Raw genomic sequence first — 21,306 nt, forward strand, 5'->3', positions numbered from 1 at the left:
AAAATAAAGAGCATCTAAGTCGTATATAAACTTTAGACACCCTTATTATATCTATGCTTATTTTTTCTTTTTATTAGTAACCTTAGTTGTTATTTTTCTTTTATTTACAGGACCATTTGCTGCCCCTTTGTAAAGCTTCCATTGTCCATAAACACCTATTAAATAAACAGGTATTGTAAGTCCTATAAGTCCTGGGAATAATCCTATAACTAACGCAGATGATCCAATAGCTATTGGAATAAAGCTGATTTCATATCTATCGCATATTTTATAGTACATATACACTGAATAAACTACATATATAGCCATACTTACTTCTCTAATTATTCCTGAAGTGAACATAGCAATAATTAAAGGAAAAATAAATATCATGTTTCCCTTTCCAAGCTTAATTAATATATATGAATTACCTATTGGTATCCATGATAACCATGGGTTGTCTACATTTTCTTTTTTAGCTATTTTATATAATGCTAAAGAAACAAATATATAATTTATTAAAGCAAATATAGTTATTATAGCAAATAGCATAGACATTGTTTGTAATAATTCGTTTGATATTTCCATACCCTTTTCCCCTCCGTTTAATTAATTAGTAATCTCATATTACCATAATTTATTATTATTTGTCTCTATTTTGTAAACTTTTTTTCTATTATGTAAATTATTTAGTCGTTTTATGGATAATTATATAATTTATACACAAAATAATACTTAATTAGATTAGGAGGTCATTTTATGAGAGATAAAAAGAAAAATTTCAATTCCACAAAGAGTAGTTGTAAAAAATCTAAAGAACCAAATGACGGTAACTTCATAGAAAGAGATTCTAGAGATAGTTTCTCTGCTGAGGGAACTGTAAGATATGGTGAAGAAACTGATGTAGATGATATTTAAATAAAAATAAGTGGTGATTTAATGAATTGTAAATCACCACTTATTTTTATTTGCTAGATAATGCTATATTAATTCCTATAATGGCATATACAGTACCTTTAATGAAATTAAATTTCGAAGCTATCTTCCTATTTTTTAGTAGTTTATCTCCTATTGTTCCAGAAAAGAATGAGATTAATGAAAATATTATAAAAGCTTGAATCATAAATATTATACCAAGTATCATCATTTGAACTCCAACATTAATTCCATTTTCATTAATAAATTGAGGAAGAAGTGCTAGAAAAAATAATGCTACTTTAGGGTTTAATACATTCATTAAAACTCCTTTTTTATATAGCTTAGAATACTCTAATGCTTCTCCTTTTAGAATAGCACTTTCTTCTGACTTACTTCTAAATTCTTTATAAGCAAGATATAAAAGATAGGATGCCCCAATCAATTTAACGCCATTAAATATAGCTGTACTACTATAAAGAATTGCTGATATTCCAATAGCTGCCGCTGTAGTATGAATAAGAACTCCACTACAAAGACCAAATGCTGTAAATATACCAGCCTTTTTATCCTGAGTTATACTTTGTGTCATTACATATAATATGTCCGGCCCTGGTGCTAATGTTAGTAAAACAGAAGCCCCTAAAAATGATATTATAGTAACTAACTCCAAGGATTCCCCCCCTTATTTAATTATTTTATCTAAACTTTCTAGTACTACTTGTCTAAAAAATTCATTCTCTCCTAAGGATTTATCTACTACTTCTACTGTAATATCTTCATTTTTTAATCTTCCTAAAAAGCTTTCTTTACTTTCACCTATAATATCTTTTTTAAAATGATATCCTTTAGTAATAAGTATTGGTACTATTGTTATCTTAGGAACATTATCATTTTTTATATTTGATATTACATTTTTATAATCATCTTGCTTATTTATTAAAGCAACATAACTTTGTCCTTTGCTTTTTTCTTTTATTGCACTTTTAATATATTCTTCTTCTAAAGATTCTTCTGAATCTAATACGCCATGACAAATGAAAAGAATGTTATCATATTTATTAAAATATTCATCAATTAAATTTTTATTCTCTTCTAGAATAGGTTTTGTTATCTTTATAGTCTCAAAAGAATTTATATATTCACCTGTTATTTCTTCAACCTTTGAATATTCCTTACCTTTTGAAAAATAAAGAGTTTCAACATATACCTCATCATAATTTTTCATTTTAAGTTCTTCCAAAGTATTTTCATAGCTCTTAACATCTACGCTTAATTTGCTAAGCATTTTTTTACTAGTTAGTGCAAAAAAACAATCAAAGTTATCTCCGTATTTTTCTTCTACATCTTTTTTAAAAGGAAGCAGGTATTTATTAAATCCTGCCTCCTTAGCTGTTCCAAAAGCTACTATTACTATAGCTTTCTTTCTTTTCATCTATTCCGCTTCCTTCTTTGCAAATCCTTCAAATGCCTTTAAGAACTTATCAATATGCTCTTCTGTATGCTTAACTGATAAAAATACTGCTTCAAATTGTGATGGTGGTATATTAAATCCTTCATTTAACATGTGAAGGAAGTATCTTTTAAATCTTTCACCATTACATTTCTTAACATCATCATAACTGTCTACTTTAGAGTCATCTGTAAAGAATATTGTCATCATTCCTCCAACTCTATTTACTACAGTTCCGATTCCAGTTTCCTCTGATATTCTAGAGATACCTTCTTCTAATTTCTTTCCAAGAGCTTCTATATTATCATATCCATCTAAGTTATTTTTAAGTTTTGTTAATGTTGCAAGTCCAGCTGCCATTACGATAGGATTTCCTGACATTGTTCCAGCTTGATATACTCCTCCAAGAGGTGATAAGTGCTCCATTATTTCTCTTTTTCCACCATATGCACCACATGGAAGTCCGCCTCCCATTATTTTTGCATATGTAACTAAATCAGGCTTTTCTTCAAATAGACTTTGAGCGCCTTTAAATGCTACCCTAAATCCACTCATAACCTCATCAAAAATTAGAAGTGCACCATGTTCATCACATAATCTTCTTAAAGTTTTGATAAAGCTATCTTTCGCTTTTATAACACCCATATTACCTGCAACTGGTTCTATAATTACGCAAGCTATATCGTCTCCATATTTAGAGAATAACTCTTCCATGCTTTTTTCATCATTATATATACCTATTAAAGTATTTTTGATACTATCTTCTGGTACTCCTTGTGATCCAGCTATTCCTTCAGTTAATACTCCAGAACCTGCTTCAACTAAGAATCCATCAAAATGACCATGATAGCAACCTGCAAATTTAACTATTTTATTCTTTTTAGTATATCCTCTAGCAAGTTTTATAGCACTCATTGTAGCTTCTGTACCTGAGTTTACCATTCTTATCATCTCTATTGTATCTAAGTTTTCACACATAAACTTACTTACTTCAAGTTCAAGTTTTGTTGGTGCACCAAAAGCTAAAGCAATTTTTGCTTCCTCATTTATTGCATTAACAACATCATTATCACAGTGACCTAATATTAATGGGCCCCAAGCTAGAACGAAATCTATATATTCATTTCCATCCTCGTCTTTTATAATTACACCATTTCCACTTTTAATTACTGGAGGATTAATTCCCATATCTTTAAAGCATCTAACTGGACTATTAACTCCACCTGGCATATATTTTTTTGATTCTTCAAATATTTTTTCATTCATCATCTGTTATCTCTCCTATCTTCTTAAAAGTTTTGAGGCTTCTAATGCATGGTAAGTGATTATTATATCAGCACCAGCTCTTTTCATTGATAATAGAGTTTCAAGTATTACTTTTTCTTCATCAATTAATCCCATTTTAGCTGCTGCTTTAACCATTGCATATTCTCCACTTACATTATAAGCGCATACAGGAGTCTCTACAGTATCTCTTACTTCTCTTATTATATCTAAATATGAAAGAGCAGGTTTAACCATTACTATATCTGCACCTTCTTCTATATCGTATAATACTTCTCTAATTGCTTCTCTTCTATTTGCAGGATCCATTTGATAAGTTTTTCTATCTCCAAAGGCAGGTGCTGAATTTGCTGCTGCTCTAAATGGTCCATAATATGCAGAACAGTATTTAGCTGAATAACTCATTATTGAAACATTTTTAAATCCAGCCTTATCTAACGCTTCTCTTATTCTGTATACTCTTCCATCCATCATATCTGATGGTGCTATCATTTGTGATCCAGCCTTTGCATGTGAAACTGCAATCTTACATAAATAATCTAATGTTTCATCATTATCTACATCTCCATCATGTATTATTCCACAATGTCCATGATCTGTATATTCACACATACATACGTCTGTACTAACTAAAAGATCATTAGTTAACTCTCTTATTTTTCTTGTAGCTCTTTGAACAATTCCATTATCAGCATATGCTTCACTTCCACAACAATCTTTATGATCTGGAAGTCCAAATATCATAATTCCTTTAATTCCAAGATTAACTGCTTCCTCTACTACTTCGTTTAGCATATCAACTGAATAGTGATATACTCCTGGTAATGATTCAATCTCTCTTTTAATTCCTTCACCTTCAACGGCAAATATTGGTAATATGAAATCTTGTGGAGTTAGTATAGTTTCTCTAACTAACCCTCTAATATTTTCATCTGCTCTTAATCTTCTTCCTCTTCTCATTGTTTACTACACTTCCTTTAACATTTCCTCTATCTCTTTTAAGAATCCATCCTCTGAATGTTCCTTGCAAACTAAAGCATCAATTCCATCTTCTTTTAAAGATTTATTAGTTATTGGTCCTATTGCAATGCATATCTTTTCTTTTATTCTATCAAGACCCACCATCTCTTTCATATTTTCAAAAGTTGATGGAGATGTAAATAATATTGCATCTACTTCTTCAAAAGCCTTCTCATTTTTAAGTTCACCTTTTAATACATTATATATATCTACTTTTGTGACATCAGCTCCACGATTTTCAAGTTCATCTTGAAGAAGAGTTCTGCTTTTTGCTGATGCAGGTATAAGTATCTTATCTCCTTTATTTACATAAGGAGTAATTACCTTTAAAAGACCTTCTCCTACAAATTCTCTTGATACTTTAAAAGGAATTATTCCTTTTTCTTCTAAAGCTTTCTTTGTTGCCTTCCCAACCACTGAGAATTTTGCTTTTATTGTTCTTATATCAATCTTTTCTTTAATTAAATAATCAAAGAATATCTTTACTCCATTTACTGAAGTTAATAAAATATGATCATATGTACTAATATCATCTCTGTATTCGTCTAAATTGTTACTAGTATCTTCTATAACTATTGAATTTATTTCTGTAACTTCAGCACCTAAATTTTTAAGCTTAACTTTTAACCCTTTAGCTTGACTTTTTGAACGAGTAACGCATATATTTTTACCAAATAGAGGTTTATTTTCATACCATGATAATTCATTTTCTAATGAAACGACTTCCCCTATTACTATTATACATGGTGACTTAAGCTTAGCTTCTTCTGCCTTCTTTGAGATATCTTGTAATGTTCCTATAACTTTTCTTTGCTTTGATGATGTTCCTCTCATTACAACAGCAGCCTTTGTATTCTTATCTTTTCCATACTTTATAAGCTCACTTACAATGTAATCAATGTTTGAAAGACCCATCATAAATACTAGTGTTCCATTTTCTTTAGCTAAAGCTTCAAAATTTACATTTAAACTTCTAGCTGACATACCAGTAACTATGTGGAAGCTTTGAGCTAACCCTCTATGAGTAATTGGGATACCTGCATAGTTTAAAACTGCAATTGGAGACGTTACTCCTGGTATTACTTCAAATTCTATACCTTCTTCTTGAAGTGCTAATACTTCTTCGCCACCTCTACCAAATACATATGGGTCTCCACCCTTTACTCTTCCAACTGTATGGCCCTTTTTAGCTAATGCTACAATCATATCATTTATCTCTTCTTGAGTTTTATAGTGTGCACCTGGTTCTTTTCCACAATAATATATTTCACAATCATCATTTAAATAATTTAATATATTGTTTGATACTAATCTATCATAAAGAACTGCTGTACACTCACCAAGTACTCTCTTTGCTTTAAGAGTTAAAAGTTCTTCATCTCCAGGACCTGTTCCAATAATATATGCTTTACTCATATTATACCTCCAAATTACTTACCTAATATTTTATCTGCTAGTTTTCTTCCTAATATTTCACTATCATACTTGTTTCCAGTTATATCTTTTCTAACTATTTTTTCATCTACCATATATGTTCCTATCATATATATATCATCACCATTTATTTCAGAATAAACTCCAATCATACTATGACAATCTCCACCTAATGCTCTCATAAAGCTTCTTTCTCCTGAAACTTCTATTCTTACTTTCTCATTATCCATTGATTTTAAAATATCCTTGTGCTCAAAGGATTTAAGACATTCTATTCCTAACGCTCCTTGTCCTACTGCTGGAAGAAATACTTTAGGATCAAAATAATCTGTAATTATGTCTTCCATGCCTAATCTTTTAAGACCTGCAGCTGCTAGGATTATACCATCCATATTTTCTTCTTCCATCTTTTTAAGTCTTGTTTGAACATTTCCTCTAATTGGAACTATCTTTAAATCACTTCTAATCTCTTTAAGCATTTCAGCTCTTCTCATGCTACTAGTTCCAATTACAGCACCTTCTCTTAAATCATTAAATGAGATATTATTTCTTGATATAAAAGCATCTCTTATATCTTCTCTCTCTGGCATACACACAAGTTCAAATTCATCTAAAAGTTCATGAGGAACATCCTTCATACTATGTACAGCAAGATCTGCTTTTCCTTCAAGCATCTTTTGTTCAATTTCTTTAACAAATAATCCTTTACCACCTATTTTATTTAAAGTTATATCAAGTCTTCTATCACCCTCTGTTACAACTAGAAGCTTTTCTGAATCAACATTTCTTCCTTTTAATAACTCCATAACCTTTTCAGCTTGAACTTGAGCTAATTTAGATTTTCTTGTCGCTACGATAAATTTCATTACTTCACCCTACCTAATTCTTAAATAATTTATTAACTAATTCTTCTTCATAAAAAAGCTTTAAGGTAAGCTCTTCTTTTCCCTTACTTATAATATATTTGAAATCATCACTTATTATAAAGTCTAATATCTCATCTTTTTTATTCTTAATAGATTTTACATTATTTCTTATAATAGATGTTATCCTTATAAAGTCGTCAAATTCTTTAACTTCATCTAATATATAATCTCCCATCATCCTTGATGCCTTTGGATTTCCTCTTAAAGTATTAATTCCTAAAAATACTTCCTTGCTTCTCATATTCATTGGAATAACACCTATGCCACCTTTAGGGTTCTTACAATCTATATATATTTTATCTAAAGCTTCACAACTCTTTATTATACTTTTTATTATACTATCATCGTCAATTGCAATTACAACTATATGATTACCCTTTAAGAACTTTTCATCATATTCACTTTTTATTATGCTAATTTTTTCACAACTTAGTTTATAAAATTCTTCATTAATATCTTTAGCCACAATTTTAATATTACAGCCATTTGATAAAAATGTTTTAGCTTTAATAAGCGCGGCTCTTCCAGCTCCAATTATTAAAACATTTATTTTATTTGAAAAAAGAGATAACATAATATATTCTAAATTTTCTCTATAAATATCTTCTTTAGGATTCTCATGCATTCCTCGCCACATCCTCTTATTGTTTCTTCTTTTAGAGTCTCTATAGCTCTATTTACATAAGCGTCCGAAGTACTTTTCATAAGCATTTTTACTAGCTTATCTTCCTTACCTTCTTTATTCTTAAAAGTGGTATACCTTTTAATATATACGTCTTCTCCATGCTTTTTAAAATCTTTTATGTACGGTGCTACTTCTCTAAGACTTCTCCACTTATTATAAGCATCTAAATACTCATCTATTAAATAATAAAATTCGTTCATTCTATCTTTTCGCAAATCTTTATTTTCATCATCTATCTTACTAATTTCATCTATATTATAAACAGTAACCCTATCTAATTCATTAACATCTTCACTTACATCTCTTGGAAGTGCCAAGTCAAATATTAATAACTCTTCTCCCTCTTCTTCAATTTCCTTCTTTGAAATTACAGTATGTGGAGCTGATGTACATGATATTATTGAGTCAACTTTATTTATATGCTGAGCTCTTTCATCAAAACCGATTATCTTAATATTTTCATGTTCACTATAATCTAATGAGTTCTTATTTCTTACAGCAATAATAATATTATCTATATTATGAGATAATAAGTGCTTAACAACAAGCTTCCCAACTTCTCCATGTCCAAGTACCATAAAGCTTTTAGACTTACTATTAATCCCTTTATTTACTGCTATTGATGCAGATGATACTGGTATTTCATAAAGTTTTGCTTCATTTCTAAACTTCTTACCACAAGTTATTCCCTCTTGAAATAACCTTTGAAGTTCTAAATTAACTGAACCAGCTTCTAATGCTTCCATATATGCATCTTTTACTTGACCTAAAATTTGATCTTCTCCTAAGATCTTTGAATGAAAGCCACATATAACTTTAAATAGATGTTTTGCAGCACTATCACCTGTTATATAAAATATGTACTCTCTTAATTCTTCATCCCAGCCTAAAGAATTAAAAATAATTTTTAACACTTCATGTTCTTCTAAAGAATGATTAAAGTAAATTTCTGTTCTATTGCAAGTGCTTAAAATAACAACTTCATCTAAGCTTTCCTTTAAATCATTCATAGCTTTTTCTCTCAGCTTAGGCTTTATAGAAAATTTTTCTCGTATTTGCAATGGAATATTCTTTTGTATTCCTAAAACTGCTATCATCTTCTCACTCCATTAAAATATTATGTAAAATTATCGTAAAACTTTAATTATGTAAACGACCATTTACTCTTTATTATACAACTATTTACGATTATCTTCTATTCATTTTTATATAATAAAAATATCACTAGAAAAGATTTTCAAATTTAATTGTAAATCAGACTCTAGTGATATTCAAATAATATTATATTATATTTTATATAAGCTATTAGTTATACGAGATTTAAAATTAATACTTTTTAAGTGTTTGGATATTTAATACCATTCCAGTAAACATTATTTTTTAATATAACATCCTCTGAAAGATTCACTCCCTCTAAAGCCCACTTCTTCCATTCCATAAATCCTGTTCTATCTATGATATATCCAATGTGTTCTTTTCCACCTGGTGCATCTTTATCAATGTACTCAGTAACATACTTATAAGTGTTTTCTATGATTTTAACTATACTATCTTCATCAACCCATATTAAGAAATCTTCTCCAAGTCTTGGATTTTTCTTACCAGTTCTACCCATAATAGAAAGTCTATAATATTTTTTCTTACTTCTTGTCCAAGCTCTTGTAGGACATGCCATTACGCACTCTCCACAACCTATACACTTGCTAGCATCTCTTTTTACTTTATAATTTTCAAAAGTTAATGCACCTGTTGCCTTCTTCTTGCAAGCCTTAACACAAGCTTGACAACTTACACATCTATAGTAATCGTATTGTGGTGCTGTCATACCTATTATTCCAAAATCATGCATTCTTGCCTTTATACAATCGTTTGGACATCCTGTAAGAGCTACTTTAAAGTGAAGATCATTTGGGAAAATTGCATCTTCTATTCTCTTAGCAAATTTTGCAGTATTATAGTTTGCAAATGGACAAACATTATTACCAATACAAGCTGATACATTTCTTGTTCCTGCTGCTGTATATCCTGCGCCTGGTACTTCTTGGTTTATTTCTAACCCCTCAATTATAGGTTGTAACATTTCATTAACTTCAGGAATGTTTTCCATTTTTATATCTGGAATTTCAAATCCTTGTCTAGTTGTTATATGAACTGTTCCATTACCGTACTTGTCTGCTATTTCTTGAATCATACCTAAATATTTTGCATCTAGATGTCCACCTGGAACTCTAACTCTTGAAGCAGTATATCCTCTTTTTTTAGTTACTCTAAATGCATTCTTTTTAAGTTTCTTTGTATTTATATCCATAAGTCTTTCTCCCTCCTAATCTCTTAAAAGTTTACCTTTTGTATAATTGAAAACTGGTCCATCTAAACATATGTAAGTATCATCTATCTTACAATGTCCACATTTACCTAATCCACAACACATTTTTCTCTCTTGTGAAATCCATATATTTTCTTCTTTGATTCCAAGTTTTAAGAATTCCATAACAGTAAACTTCATCATCATAGGTGGTCCTACAACTATAATTTGAACATTTTCTTTATCCTTTATATCAAGTTCTGGAATAAACTTAGTTACAAGTCCAGTGTGTCCAGTATATCCTTCTTCAGCTGAATCAACTGTAACTATTAAATTCATTTTATCATTCCAACTCTTTAAATCTTCCTTAAAAAGCATGTCTTTAGGGCTCTTAAATCCTGTGATTAAAGTTAATCCCTTAGTTTCATTAGTATTAGTAGCAAAGTAATCAACTACTCCTCTTACTGGTGAAAGTCCTGTACCACCAGCCACTACTATTAATTCTTTATTTTTATAAATATCTACGTCAAAACCATTTCCATATGGTCCTCTCATAAATAATTTATCTCCAACATAATTTTTAAATATTTCATTAGTAACTTTACCAACTTTTCTTATAGTTAAGTCAACAAAGTTTTCTCCAATACCACTTACTGAAATTGGTGCTTCCCCATACCTTGGTATTGATACTTCAAAGAATTGTCCTGGTTTTACTTCACCTTCAAATTCCATTCTAAATGTATATTCTATATCTGTATGTTCAATTACTTCTAATATTTTTGAAGGAAATGGTATATAATCATTATTTGTCATTTGAATTCACCTCATCCATTGCATCTTGTAGTTTGTTTATACATCCTGGTACACTAATGTATTCTGGGCATATATCATCGCATCTTCCACATCCAACACACATGTGATATCCCCATCTCTTTTTATAGTCATAAACTTTATGCATGATCTTAAATCTCATCTTTTGACCATTAGCTTTCCTAAATTCATGACCACCAGCCATTGTTGTGTATCCTGGTACTTGGCATGAAGCCCAAACTCTTCTTCTTTCTCCTACATTCTCATTATCACTGTAGTAGATATCTTGCATTGTATTACAAGTACATGTTGGACAAACAAAGTTACATCTTCCACAAGCTATACATCTTTCTGAGTACTCGTCCCACATCTTTGAATCCATAACATCTAATGTTAAGTTTTCTGGTATATTAACCTTTATTTTATTTTCTGTTACGAAATCTGGATTAACTTCCATTTCCATTTTAGGAGTTTCATTAAAGTATTCCTTTAATTCATCATCCTTTATATCTAAATATGCATATCCATCAGAAACTTTTAAATACGCATCATAATTATCTGCTTTATTAGTTTCCATATCCACACAGTAGCAGTTATCAAAACTCTTTTCACATCCTATAAGAACGAACTTAACGCTCTCTCTTAGCTTTTTGTAGTATGGATCCACAAATCCATTTCTTAGATATATATCATCTACTCTCTTTACACCATGTAAATCACAGCTTCTTACAAATATTATTTGAGGCTTTTCATTAACTGCTGGTTCTTTATATTCATCTTGTGTAAAGAATAATATAGTTTGAGTTACAGGAAGTAATGCTTCCTTATATGAGTAATCTGATTTTCTATTAAATTCTATATCCTCTACTCTTTTAACTTCATCATATCTTACTATATCTGTCTCTGAACATCTTCCAGCACCTTCTACAACTGTTGGTGCTACTATCTTATAGCTACCTGACATTTTTTCAAACACACTGTTTAAATCTTTAGTTCTAATTTTAAATCCCATAATAAACTCCTTCCTAATGAGCTTTTTTATTTCTTGAAATCATATAATATGGGATAGCGACAAACAATACTCCTCCTACAATATTACCTAATGTAACAAACAATAGGTTGTATAAAATTCCACCTAGAGTAACTGTTCCATGAGGCAGTAGATAACCTATAACTAATAATGTCATATTTGCTACACTGTGTTCAAAGCCAATTGCAAAGAATACATATACACAAAGTGTCATCATTAATATTTTAGCGGTTTCATCTTTCATTTTGTAAGCACACCAAACTGCTAAACACACAAGTATATTACATAATATACCTCTAATAAATAATTCATTAGGTAAAACATTAATCTTATTCATAGCATAACTTGCCATATAATCACCTGCAGTGCCTCTCCACAGTCCAGAAGCATAATAAAGAAAAGCTGCTAAAATCGATCCTATGAAGTTTCCTATATAACTTATACTCCATATTTTAAGTACATCCTTGACTTTAACTTCTTCTCCTAAATACCCTGAAGCCATAACTAGACTGTTACTTGTAAAGAGCTCTGCTCCTGCAAAAATAACTAATGATAATGCAACTGAAAATGATAGTCCCATAACTATTTTAGTAAATTCTGATCCAGCTTCATTTAATGTTCCACCCACAGTGTAAGCGAGCATTATTCCAAATCCCACAAAAAGACCTGCATGCATAGCACTTATTATATAACCTTTCTTGTTATCCTCTAAAAAATTAGTTTTTTTTCTAGATAGTGCTATTAGCCTACCAAAATCTTCTCCATACATTGTTGATTCCCCCTTATTATATTCCCTTTCTGGTTTAACATCTGTGATAATTATCACAAACTTTTAAAATAATTTGATAGTTTTTCTTTATCTTTTACTATAAATTTTCTTTTATCTTTTCTTATAAGTCCTTCTTTCTCTAAAATTTTAAGTGCTCTTGAGATGGTTTCTCTTGGCATTCCAAACATATCTGAAAGATATGTTATGCTTATTTTTAAATTTATTATTGTTTCTCCATCTTCCTCTACACCGTAATCCTTAGCTAACTTCCAAAGCTTTGCTGCAAGTCTTTTTTCTATTTTTAAAGGAGTTGAATTCTTCATTTGTCTATATAATCTTCTTACCTTTAAAGATAACGTACCTATAACCTGCTTTGTAAGTTCAAAATCTTCACTCATAATCCTTATAAATTTATTTCTATCAAAGACAAAGAGTTCTCCATCGTCAAACATTTCACAACTAATAGATGCTTTCATCTTTTCTAAGACAACTTCATTTACTATATTCCCTTCACCTAAGATAAATATAACTTTCTTATGAGCAGCTTCATTTAATTTGTATAAAGATACTTTTCCACTGTAGACTACATAGATACTATCTATAAAGTCTTTATCCCTAAATATATGTTGCCCTTTTCTAAAAGCTGTTTTTTCTCCAATCAAACATAACTTCTCTAAAGTTTTATCTGATATATTTTGGAATGTTTTGCATTGTTTTAGTTCATTTAAAATTATCATAATATCACCCGTAAACGTCCATTTCTTTATTACTATACTTAGATTCTATAACAAATTCAACACTTTTCTCAATTTATCATTGGATATTTTTTGTTATTATGGAAAGAATAAAAATAATTAAAATTTTAAGGAGGAAAAAAGTATGAGAATTCCAAATCATATTGGTATAATTCCCGATGGTAATAGAAGGTATGCAGTATCTCTTGGTTTAACTAAAGATAAAGGATATTCCAGTGGTATATTACCTGGACTTATATTATTTAAACAGTGTCAAAACTTAGGCATTAAAGAATTAACCTTCTATGGATTTACAATAGATAACACAAAAAGGCCTTCAGTACAAAAGGATGCTTTTACTAATGCATGTATTGAATCAGTAAAGCTTCTTGAGAAGGAAAACTGTGAAATATTAGTTATGGGAAATGCAGAATCTAAAAATTTTCCTAAAGAATTACTTAAGTATACCTCTAGAAAGAAAATTGGAGAAGGCGGAGTTAAAGTTAATTTCCTTATAAACTATGGTTGGGAGTGGGATTTATATTCTCTTAAGAAAAGTGCTGATCTTAAGAAAAATATTTCTAATTCAATTCAATCTACGGATATCTCTCGTATAGATTTAATAATACGCTGGGGTGGAAGACGAAGATTAAGTGGATTCTTACCAGTACAATCTGTTTATTCTGATTTTTATGTTATTGATGAATTTTGGCCTAACTTTAAAGAAACAGATCTTTTTGATGCCTTATCTTGGTATGATAAGCAAGATGTAACACTTGGAGGTTAAAATGAATAAAAATATTTTAGTAGTTGGAAGCGGAATAGGGGGCTTATCTGCAGCTCTCCGCCTTCAAAATGAAGGATATAATGTTACATTATTAGAAAAGAACTCTTTTTTAGGTGGTAAAACTTCTAATTTATCTTGTAACGGATTTAAATTCGATTTATGTGCTACTATCCCTGTAATATTTGATCCTTACATAGAACTATTTAAAGATATAAATGAAAATATACATGATTATATAGATATATCATTGATAGATCCACTATATAAAGTTTTTTTTGAAAATAATAATAACTATATATTTTCTGCCTCTATTCCAAAGCTTGCAGAAACTATATCTAATATTGATAATAGAGATTTTAAAAATTATTTATCATTAATATCTAAATCATATATAGATTTTAATGAAATAAATAATATTTTTTTGAAAGTACCTTTAACTACTAATAAAAATATCTTAAAATTGAAAAATATTAAACCATTAATTAATAAAGATTTAGCTTCTACATCCTATGAATACTTAAAAGATAATTTAAAAAGTGAATTACTAATAAATTCATTATTATTCCAAAGTATGTATATGGGTGTATCTCCGTATAATACTTCATCTTTATTTACTATCCTTCCTCTAATAAATTACTCAACAGGTATGTTTTTTATTAAAGGTGGTATATCATCTTATATTAAATCTTTAATATCTATCTTTAAAAAACGAGGTGGAAATATAAAAATAAATTCTGAAGTTACAAAATTTATTTTTAATAACAAAACATGTATTGGTGTTCTTCTTAAAAATAATGAACAATTGTTCTCAGATATAGTAGTTTGTAATGCTGATGTTCCTTATGCACTAGAAAGATTACTTCCAAAAGAACTTAATATAAAAAATAAATATAAATCTGCTAATGATTTTTCTTGTTCATCATTTATAATGCATTTAGTCATAGATAAAAAGCTTCCTCAATTATCTATTCATAATTCTATTATAAGTGAAAATTTTAAATATAATATAGAAGCACCTTTTAATGGAGATTTACAAACTAATCCTCATCTATATGTATATTGTCCTACAAGAATCAAAAAAACTGGTAATTATGAACTAGTAACTATTAATTTACGAGTTCCTAATTTACTTTTTAATAATGTAGTTTGGAATAATAAAACTATATACTCATTAAAAAATAGTATAATCAACACATTAGAAAAACATCTAAAAATACCTAACTTGCAAAATTATATAAAATATGAAAAGTATATAACTCCACTAGATTTTTTAAATGCTTTTAATAGTTATGCTGGTGCTGGATATGGAATAAATCATTCCTTTAATAACTTATTATTTCTTAGACCTCAATGTAAAATAAAAGGCTTAAATAACTTATACTTTGTAGGTGCATCAACTCATCCTGGTGCTGGGGTGTCTATAGTTCTAAACTCTAGCAAAATAGCAGTCTCTACCATAAACGAAGATATAAAAAAGCAACAATAATAAAGTATTATTGTTGCTTTTTTAATATGATTCTAAATTTAGCACCTTTCTCTTCATCAAGAAAATATATCTTTCCATTATGTTTTTCTATTACTTTCTTACTTATGGAAAGTCCAAGCCCCGTACCGCCATCAGTTCCTCGACTCTCATCTCCTCTTACAAATTCATCAAATAATGTATCTTTAATTTTTTGTGGTATTCCTACACCATTATCACTTATCAATATCTCAATATCATCACTAGTTTCTATTAATTCTATTTTTATATATGTAGCATTTACATTATACTTAATAGAATTTTCTATTATATTACTTATTCCTCTTCTTATTAATTTTAAATCTAGTTTTAAAAATATAGGTCCTTCAGGAATATCTATTATAGGCTCTATATTAAGATTTTCTATTTCTTCGTAAAATTCTAATACAATAAACCTTAATTCTTCCGTTATATCAATATCCTCTAAATTTATTATTAATTTATCATTGTTCAATTTTACGAATTCAAACAATTCTTCTATAAGTTCACTTACTCTTTCTGATTTTTTATATAAGGTTTTAAAATATTCTTTTCTCTTATTTTCATCTTCTATCATATCTTCATAAAGCGCCATTGAATAGCTTTTAATAGTCGTCATAGGAGTTTTTATATCATGAGCTAAATCAAGCATAAGTTTATTCTTACTTTCTTCTAACCTCTTATTTTCCTCTTCACTTTTTTTAAGCTTATCTATTAGAAAATTTAACGTCTCTTTTACACCTTGAAACTCTTCTTCCCCATTTATGGTTAGAGGTTCATTATAATTACCATTTATAATATCCACTAAAGTATCATCTATTTCTTTTAATGGCTTACTAATCTTCCTTGCTGTCCATGTACTATATATAATTATACAAAATAGAGCTATACCTACAGTTATTGCAAATACCTTTCCATATTCTTTATAAAAAGGTTTACTAACACTAAGAGGCATCTCTAATAGATTAACATTAAATGTGAATTTATCCTTAGGAAGCCTTAATATAGTAATAAATTCTTCACCATTTTCATTTTTAATATTATTTAAAAATACCTGATATGATCCAACTTCCTTTTTGCTAGCAATATTAAGTAATTCTTTATCTGTATAGTGATCTTTATTTACAGATATATCTCCTATTCTTTTTTTTACATTTCCAGATAAATCTAGTATCTCAATCTCGCCTTTTAATTTTTTTAATTCATCAACATTGATTATGTTGTAGTCTATATATTTCCCATTAATTATATCTAAAACTGGTATACTACTTTTATCTATAACCTTAGATAATTCTATACCTAGGTATGCATAAGATACTAAACATATACATCCAAGTATAATAACAAAACTTGTATATCTTTTAAAAACAGTTACTACAAGCTTGTCCTTTCTCTTTTTTTTATTAAATATCCACATTTTTCTCAAATTTATATCCTAGCCCTCTTATTGTTTTTAAGTATTTAGGTTTTTTAGAGTTATCTTCAATTTTTTCTCTAAGCCTACTTATATGAACCATTATGGTGTTATCGCCTCCTAAGAATACCTCATTCCATACTTCTTCAAATATTTGATTTTTCGTAAGTATTCTCCCTGCATTTTCCATAAGGTATTTAATTATCTTGTATTCTATTGAAGTAAGCTCTAATTCTTTATCTCTAAAACGAACCTTTACATTATATCTATCTAATTCAACTTCCCCAATTTTTATAATCTCTTTTCCATCGCCCTCTCCATCTGTTAATTTATAAACTCTTCTAAGCTGCGCTTTAACTCTTGCAACTACCTCCAAAGGATTAAATGGCTTAGTTATATAATCATCAGCACCTATATTTAATCCTAGAATTTTATCTTCATCCCTGCTTTTAGCTGAAAGCATTATTATTGGAATATTTGAATTTTCTCTTAATTCTTTAACTACTCTAATTCCATTTATTTTGGGCATCATTATATCTATAACAGCAATATTTATATCATTATTCTTATATATCTCTAAAGCCTCTACTCCATTAGTTGCCTTTAAAATTTTATAACCCTCTTTAGATAAATAGACTTCTAAAACATCTAATATCTCTTTTTCATCATCGCATAGTAAAATACTGTATCTCAAAATTTATCCCTACCTTGTAAAAATTTATAATAAAAAAGCCCAATATACATTGGACTTCCTTTATTATAACATATTTTTCTATTCTAAATGAAAGATTTAACAAATACTATTAATATTAATGCTGGTGTTATATATCTTACTAAGAAAGTAAGACAATTAACTAATTTTTCATTCTTTAATGTGCCATCGTTTGTTAATTGAGATGTATAAACTTTATTGCTAATAACGTGCCCCATAAGTATAGTAACTAAGAATCCGTTAATAGGTAACAATACATTTGATATAATCGCATTAAAGAAATCAAAGAATGTTAAGCCAAATATAGTTACATTAGCTAATGGTGCATTTGGATTTGCAGATAATGATGCTAATGATCCAAATATTAGTATTATAATTATATTTATTATTATAGCTTTTACTCTTCCAATTTTAAATTGCTCTGAAAAAGTAGCAATTAAAACTTCCATAATTGATATCATAGCCATTGTTGCTGCCATAGCTGTAAGTAAGAAGAATACTACTGCAAGTATTGTTCCACCTGGCATTTTTGAAAATATTAAAGGTACTGTATTAAATAATAATCCAGGACCACTTGCTGGAGTTTGTCCAAAAGAAAATACCGCTGGGAATATGGCAATACCCGCAATTAGTGATACACATGTATCTGCAACTGCAACTTTAGCTCCTGTAGCTATTAAATTATTATCATCTGTAAAATAACTACTATATGTAACCATTGATCCTGTACCAACAGATAATTTAAAGAAAGCTAATCCTAAAGCTGATAAAAACACACTAAACGTAACTTTACTAAAATCAGGCTTAAATAAGAAGTCTATTCCTCCCATTGCATTTGGTAGACTTACACTTCTTATTGCACATAGTGCAAGTAATACTATAAGAACTGGCATTAATGTCTTAGTTAATTTTTCTATTCCACTTTTAACTCCCATTGTAAGAATAACTCCTCCAACTACTAAAGCTAAAAGCTGCCATAAAATTGGACTTATTGGTCCCAAACTTGTTTGGTTAAACATAGCTGCAACCTGTTGTGCATCAGCACCCTTAAACGCACCTGTTAATGCTTTAAATACGTATGAATATACCCATCCTGTAACTACAGTATAGAAAAACAACATACAAAATGATGCTGTAACACCAAATATACCTATAACTCTAAACATTTTTTTATCTGTTATAGATGATACTGCACCATAAATATTTTTTCTTGTTTGTCTTCCTAAAGCAAACTCACTTATAAGAGTTGGAAGCCCTATTATTAAAACACAACCTAAGTAAATAAGTATAAATGTTGCTCCTCCATTTTCCCCTACAACATAAGGGAACATCCATATATTACCTAAACCAACACATGAACTTAATGTAGCAAAAAAAACTGCTAATCCTGACGAGAATTTCTCTCTATTTTCTTCCACACTATCCTCTCCATTTTCACTAAATTTATCACTAGTAGATTATATACTTATCATTGTCATATTTTCAATCTTTTTATATTATATTTTAACTTTTGTTCATGTTATAGGAATATTTTAATAAATTTATAAGAAAAAGCAAGAAAAACTGCATACTATATTCTACAGTTTTTCCTTTAATATATAATTTTCTTAATTTTATCTATTAATTTATTTTCCTTGCATCAAAGGGAGTATTTTGATAAGCTCGGTAGTTTAACCAGTTCCCTATAATTATATTTGTGCTCCCCCATCCCTTTTACAATTGGAGATTTATCTATATTCTCTAAATAATTCTTTAAAATAATTCAGGGCCTAGATATTGAGTATTTCATACATAACTAAATATACTTTATACTATAACTAAATTTAGTGGTGAAGTCCTTACATTTAAATAGATAACCATTAATTTACTTTAATAGATTCTTTTTCATTATATAATAATCCTCTAATCGTTTTAGAAGGAGGAGCTATTCATACTCACCCTTCAAATAAATATATTTATATAGCAGAAAGAAAAAACTGAGCCTATCTGTATCATACTAAATAAACAAGACTCCTAAATACTTAGGAGTCTTTTATTTATTCAATATATTTAACTATATTCTTTCTTTTACTATAAACTCTTCTATAACTTTAGCTACACCGTCATTATTATTTGTATCAGTTATATAATTTGCAATTTCTTTTATATTATCGCAAGCATTACCCATTGCAACACCAAGTCCTGCATATTCAATCATTGAGAAATCGTTCATTTCATCTCCCACTGTAATTACTTCTTCTTGCTTTATTCCTAAATGCTCAGCTAAAAGTTTAATTCCAATACCTTTACCTGATTCTTTATTTAAGAACTCTAAGAAAAATGGTGCACTCTTTGCAACAGTATATTTTTCATAAACTTCCTTCGGTAACTTCTTTATTCCTTCATCTAAAACTTCAGGTTCGTCAATCATCATTACTTTTATTATTTCATCATCATCATTTATATCTTTAAAATCATCTATATGAAAGTCTATACCATTATGATGAGCTTCATATGAAGTATATTTATTTTCCTTAGGGGTTATAAGCCCTTTCTCTTTTGAGAAGGCATGTATATTTAATCCTGCTTCATCTGCTAATTTCTTTAGGTATTTAAGGTCACTACCTTTAATAGTTACATCGCAAACAACATCTCTACTCTTAGTTTTTTGTACTAAACATCCATTATAACTAAGAACATAATCATCTTCACCTAAAAGATCTAACTCTTCCAAAAATTTTAATAACCCGTCTATTGGTCTACCTGAAGCTAGTACAACATAAACTCCAAGTTCTTTAGCTTTTCTTAAAGCTTCTTTAGTTTTTTCTGATACTTTTTTATCATCATTTAATAGAGTACCATCCATATCTAATGCTATTAACTTATACATATTCTTTGCTCTCTCCCAACTCTATATTGTAATTTAAACATTTTTATTATATCATACTTTATTTTTTCTAATAATCTTATAGATAAAGTAAATTGCAACAATAGTAATAACAATCTTTATACCTCTAACCCCTTGTGAAATAACTTCATAACTAATAAGAACTTCTAATAAAATCGATGGTATCTTTCCAACTAATGTAGCTATATTATATCTAAAATCATCTATATTAGAAAGTGCAGCTGCAAGTGTTACGAATCCTGAAGGTATAAATGGAATTATTCTACCTTGAATTATTAAAAATGCTGCTCTATTTCCATTACTTTCTGCAATTTTTTTTAAAAGTTCATGCTTCTCTGTAAAATTATTAAAACTCTTTTTAAATCCCTTTCTATATAACCTAAAAGTAATCCAACCACCAAAGACTTCTCCAAATAGCGATATAAAAAAGCCCCATACAGGTCCAAAAAATAATATATTTGCTCCTGTAACAAAGACAGAAGGTATTACCCCCGATATAGCTATCAGTATACTAATTACTATACTAATCAATATTGCTATTTCACTATAATTATTTAATAAATTTAAAACTCCATCTACACTAAACATATAAAATCCCCTTCATTTTTATTTATTATAAGACAAATATTTAAGCATATCTACTATTAATTTATATTTTCTT

The 21,306-nt window shown here is 28.9% G+C and carries 22 protein-coding genes; 3 read left to right on the forward strand and 19 right to left on the reverse strand.

Annotation, left to right across the window (positions count from 1 at the left end; translation table 11 throughout):
* Window positions 1–57: 57 nt before the first annotated feature.
* The gene (locus tag ACQPUW_RS08930) at window positions 58–567 is read right to left on the reverse strand and encodes a hypothetical protein (RefSeq protein WP_430837089.1); all 510 of its coding nucleotides are present in this window, start codon (window positions 565–567) and stop codon (window positions 58–60) included.
* Window positions 568–738: 171 nt separating this feature from the next.
* On the opposite strand from ACQPUW_RS08930, the gene ACQPUW_RS08935 reads away from it, so the two are divergent.
* Entirely contained in the window at window positions 739–897 is a 159-nt protein-coding gene (locus ACQPUW_RS08935) for a hypothetical protein (RefSeq protein WP_430837090.1), read from the forward strand.
* 46 nt (window positions 898–943) lie between these two features.
* On the opposite strand, the gene ACQPUW_RS08940 is transcribed toward ACQPUW_RS08935, so the two are convergent.
* From ACQPUW_RS08940 to ACQPUW_RS09000, 13 genes are all read right to left on the reverse strand, one after another.
* Window positions 944–1,567, reverse strand: a complete 624-nt coding sequence (locus ACQPUW_RS08940; protein WP_430837091.1) for a LysE family translocator — start codon at window positions 1,565–1,567, stop codon at window positions 944–946.
* A 12-nt stretch (window positions 1,568–1,579) separates the two neighbouring features.
* Window positions 1,580–2,329, reverse strand: coding sequence for a sirohydrochlorin cobaltochelatase (locus ACQPUW_RS08945; protein WP_430837092.1), 750 nt, complete (start codon window positions 2,327–2,329; stop codon window positions 1,580–1,582).
* The gene (hemL, locus tag ACQPUW_RS08950) at window positions 2,330–3,616 is read right to left on the reverse strand and encodes a glutamate-1-semialdehyde 2,1-aminomutase (RefSeq protein WP_430837093.1); all 1,287 of its coding nucleotides are present in this window, start codon (window positions 3,614–3,616) and stop codon (window positions 2,330–2,332) included. It lies immediately after the preceding gene.
* Between the two features lie 12 nt (window positions 3,617–3,628).
* Window positions 3,629–4,591 (reverse strand): porphobilinogen synthase, encoded by a 963-nt coding sequence (gene hemB, locus ACQPUW_RS08955; RefSeq protein ID WP_430837094.1) that lies wholly within the window; start codon window positions 4,589–4,591, stop codon window positions 3,629–3,631.
* A gap of 6 nt (window positions 4,592–4,597) precedes the next feature.
* Window positions 4,598–6,067, reverse strand: a complete 1,470-nt coding sequence (cobA, locus tag ACQPUW_RS08960; RefSeq protein WP_430837095.1) for a uroporphyrinogen-III C-methyltransferase — start codon at window positions 6,065–6,067, stop codon at window positions 4,598–4,600.
* A 14-nt stretch (window positions 6,068–6,081) separates the two neighbouring features.
* Window positions 6,082–6,951 carry a hydroxymethylbilane synthase gene (hemC, locus tag ACQPUW_RS08965; RefSeq protein ID WP_430837096.1) on the reverse strand — a complete coding sequence of 290 codons (870 nt, stop codon included), beginning with the start codon at window positions 6,949–6,951 and terminating at the stop codon, window positions 6,082–6,084.
* Between the two features lie 13 nt (window positions 6,952–6,964).
* Window positions 6,965–7,636 (reverse strand): NAD(P)-dependent oxidoreductase, encoded by a 672-nt coding sequence (locus ACQPUW_RS08970; protein WP_430837097.1) that lies wholly within the window; start codon window positions 7,634–7,636, stop codon window positions 6,965–6,967.
* Complete coding sequence (hemA, locus tag ACQPUW_RS08975; protein ID WP_430837098.1) at window positions 7,594–8,793, reverse strand: glutamyl-tRNA reductase; 1,200 nt, start codon at window positions 8,791–8,793, stop codon at window positions 7,594–7,596. Before hemA ends, ACQPUW_RS08970 begins: the two co-directional genes overlap by 43 nt.
* Before the next feature lie 239 nt (window positions 8,794–9,032).
* Complete coding sequence (asrC, locus tag ACQPUW_RS08980; RefSeq protein WP_430837099.1) at window positions 9,033–10,004, reverse strand: sulfite reductase subunit C; 972 nt, start codon at window positions 10,002–10,004, stop codon at window positions 9,033–9,035.
* A 15-nt stretch (window positions 10,005–10,019) separates the two neighbouring features.
* The gene (gene asrB, locus ACQPUW_RS08985; protein WP_430837100.1) at window positions 10,020–10,814 is read right to left on the reverse strand and encodes an anaerobic sulfite reductase subunit AsrB; all 795 of its coding nucleotides are present in this window, start codon (window positions 10,812–10,814) and stop codon (window positions 10,020–10,022) included.
* Entirely contained in the window at window positions 10,804–11,823 is a 1,020-nt protein-coding gene (asrA, locus tag ACQPUW_RS08990; RefSeq protein WP_430837101.1) for an anaerobic sulfite reductase subunit AsrA, read from the reverse strand. Before asrA ends, asrB begins: the two co-directional genes overlap by 11 nt.
* Window positions 11,824–11,836: 13 nt before the next feature.
* Complete coding sequence (locus tag ACQPUW_RS08995) at window positions 11,837–12,610, reverse strand: formate/nitrite transporter family protein (RefSeq protein ID WP_430837102.1); 774 nt, start codon at window positions 12,608–12,610, stop codon at window positions 11,837–11,839.
* 53 nt (window positions 12,611–12,663) lie between these two features.
* On the reverse strand, window positions 12,664–13,347 hold the full coding sequence (locus ACQPUW_RS09000) for a Crp/Fnr family transcriptional regulator (RefSeq protein WP_430837103.1): 684 nt from the start codon (window positions 13,345–13,347) through the stop codon (window positions 12,664–12,666).
* 142 nt (window positions 13,348–13,489) lie between these two features.
* On the opposite strand from ACQPUW_RS09000, the gene ACQPUW_RS09005 reads away from it, so the two are divergent.
* Window positions 13,490–14,131, forward strand: coding sequence for an undecaprenyl diphosphate synthase family protein (locus ACQPUW_RS09005; protein ID WP_430837104.1), 642 nt, complete (start codon window positions 13,490–13,492; stop codon window positions 14,129–14,131).
* Between the two features lies 1 nt (window position 14,132).
* Window positions 14,133–15,617 (forward strand): phytoene desaturase family protein, encoded by a 1,485-nt coding sequence (locus tag ACQPUW_RS09010; protein WP_430837105.1) that lies wholly within the window; start codon window positions 14,133–14,135, stop codon window positions 15,615–15,617.
* 7 nt (window positions 15,618–15,624) lie between these two features.
* On the opposite strand, the gene ACQPUW_RS09015 is transcribed toward ACQPUW_RS09010, so the two are convergent.
* The 5 genes from ACQPUW_RS09015 to ACQPUW_RS09035 all read right to left on the reverse strand — a co-directional run bounded on the left by ACQPUW_RS09015 (window position 15,625) and on the right by ACQPUW_RS09035 (window position 21,233).
* Window positions 15,625–17,049, reverse strand: a complete 1,425-nt coding sequence (locus ACQPUW_RS09015) for an ATP-binding protein (RefSeq protein ID WP_430837303.1) — start codon at window positions 17,047–17,049, stop codon at window positions 15,625–15,627.
* Window positions 17,036–17,740 carry a response regulator transcription factor gene (locus ACQPUW_RS09020; RefSeq protein WP_430837106.1) on the reverse strand — a complete coding sequence of 235 codons (705 nt, stop codon included), beginning with the start codon at window positions 17,738–17,740 and terminating at the stop codon, window positions 17,036–17,038. Before ACQPUW_RS09020 ends, ACQPUW_RS09015 begins: the two co-directional genes overlap by 14 nt.
* 83 nt (window positions 17,741–17,823) lie before the next feature.
* The gene (locus ACQPUW_RS09025) at window positions 17,824–19,176 is read right to left on the reverse strand and encodes a sodium-dependent transporter (protein WP_430837107.1); all 1,353 of its coding nucleotides are present in this window, start codon (window positions 19,174–19,176) and stop codon (window positions 17,824–17,826) included.
* Between the two features lie 635 nt (window positions 19,177–19,811).
* A complete protein-coding gene (gene yidA / locus ACQPUW_RS09030; RefSeq protein WP_430837108.1) occupies window positions 19,812–20,627 on the reverse strand; it encodes a sugar-phosphatase in 816 nt (271 codons plus the stop codon).
* Between the two features lie 51 nt (window positions 20,628–20,678).
* On the reverse strand, window positions 20,679–21,233 hold the full coding sequence (locus ACQPUW_RS09035) for a TVP38/TMEM64 family protein (protein ID WP_430837109.1): 555 nt from the start codon (window positions 21,231–21,233) through the stop codon (window positions 20,679–20,681).
* Window positions 21,234–21,306 lie beyond the last annotated feature (73 nt).

This window comes from Clostridium sardiniense (assembly GCF_050584765.1).
GTDB classification, from domain to species: Bacteria; Bacillota; Clostridia; order Clostridiales; family Clostridiaceae; genus Clostridium; species Clostridium sardiniense_A.